The organism is Treponema sp. R6D11 (assembly GCF_054786075.1).
Window position 1 is genome coordinate 1 of record NZ_BDHD01001075.1, and the last position, 395, is coordinate 395.

Sequence of the window (395 nt, forward strand, 5' to 3'; positions counted from 1 at the left end):
TATAATTCCGTCAGAATCCGATATACCTGTAACGCTTCCCAAAGCGCCGGCGGCGTTTCTTAATCCTTTAATCGGAAATTGCGCCTTTTCATTTTCTCCGACGCTAAAGCGTTCCAGCAGAGAGCCGAAATTTTCAGGCTGAAATAAGGGGACGTTTAGATCATTAGTCCAAGCGACAGCATTACCTGTCTGACTGCTAAACATGACGGTTTGCACCACATGTCCGTAATTATTTGACGCATTAATAAAAGAATTGTCATCTTCTCTGGCGCTTAAACTGCGCAAGGCTTCGATAGCGGTTCTGAATACAGATCTTCTTGGCTGTCCGTCGTCGTTTTCCGTTCTGGGGCGTCTTGCGGCTCCGACAGGGCGCGGACTTGGGTTTGCGGCGTTTT

Annotated in this window: 1 pseudogene; it reads right to left on the bottom strand. The window is 47.8% G+C overall.

Annotation, left to right across the window (positions count from 1 at the left end):
• A pseudogene (locus tag ACYVTD_RS17550) lies at positions 1 to 395 on the bottom strand (hypothetical protein); the annotation flags it as partial.